This is a genomic window from Lacticaseibacillus baoqingensis (assembly GCF_003946165.1).
GTDB classification, from domain to species: domain Bacteria; phylum Bacillota; class Bacilli; order Lactobacillales; family Lactobacillaceae; genus Lacticaseibacillus; species Lacticaseibacillus baoqingensis.
The window spans coordinates 1-1240 of the sequence record NZ_RHOI01000080.1; the positions used below are offsets into that span (position 1 = coordinate 1).

1 protein-coding gene is annotated in these 1240 nt (G+C 48.0%); it reads right to left on the minus strand.

The window, feature by feature from the left end; translation table 11 throughout:
• Positions 1–154: 154 nt before the first annotated feature.
• Positions 155–1240: RNA-guided endonuclease InsQ/TnpB family protein (locus tag EKM91_RS13735; RefSeq protein ID WP_164508614.1), on the minus strand; the 1086-nt coding region annotated here is incomplete at its 5' end.

Below are 1240 nucleotides of genomic sequence, written 5' to 3' on the forward strand. Positions count from 1 at the left end.
CTGCTATATAAAATGTGGAAGAATGTCTAATGACACTAGTAAAGGATTATATTTTTCCTTTCATAGTTGTACATTCATTATTTTATTTGGTCCCGTTAACACCAGTATGCTTACGTCGGTAGTCACCTTGCAACATTGACTGGCTCTTGAACCTTTAGGGCATAGCCTGCCCTTGAGCGTATTGAATCAAATTCTGTACGGCATTCTCGTCACGCTCAAGTTGAGCACCACAGCCGTAACAATGAAACTCGTGATGTTTTGTGCCGTGAAAGGCGTTACCGGCTAAGGTCAGTTTATCGTCTCCGGTTTTCACTAACCTACACCGACTGCATCGCTGTGTGCTAGGGTAGAACCGATCAACTATAATCAGCTGACGGCCATACCATTGCGCCTTGTCCTTCATCAGCATCCTGAAACGTCCAAATAACGAGCGATGTAAATTCTTCGCCAGTCGCTGGTTCATCTTCATGTGCTTAACGTCCAAGTCCTCGATGGCAAGCATGCCGTTGGTTTTCACCAACATCGTCGTAAATTTCTGCAAGAGGTCGTTTTGAATTCGTGTCACTTTCTGATAGGTCCGCTGCAACTTGGTTTTCGTTGCGCGGTAGTTGTTAGAACGAAAGTGCTTAGGATTCGCTAGACGTTTGCGGGCGAGCCGCCGCTGGTACAAGGACACGCGGTGATACAAACTGACCAATTGCTCGGTCAATACGCGGACTGAAGCCATTGCCTCACCATCGTTATAGACGAATTTGCCAATGTTGGCATCAACGCCACATACGTGTTGGCTTGCCGGTAACGGCTCAGGCTGACTGACATCGATACTTAGGCAAACATAATAGCCATCCGCTTCATTGACAATGGCAGCGAGTTTAATAGTCCCTGGCCAGCGTGGTTTCTCAGACAAGCGGATGTCGTACCATCGATCACGATAGCCATGCGGTTTGTCCAACCGCAGCTTACCATTAACGACCATTGCTCTGTCGGTCTTGAATCCGTAGCGACTGCGCTTTTTCGACTTGAACCGCGGCTTGCGATGTTCTGGCATCTCAGGGTTAAAGAAATTCGCCCAAGCCTGGGCTAAATCATGCACTGCTAATTGCAAGATCCGCGCTGAACGACTGTATTGCCAGTCTGCTTTGTTGTTTACTAACTCATTGCGGACTTGACGTTCGTTCGGTCGCACCGTCTTATCTGCCAAAACGACTGACGCGTCATACAGCTCATTCCACGTGGCAAG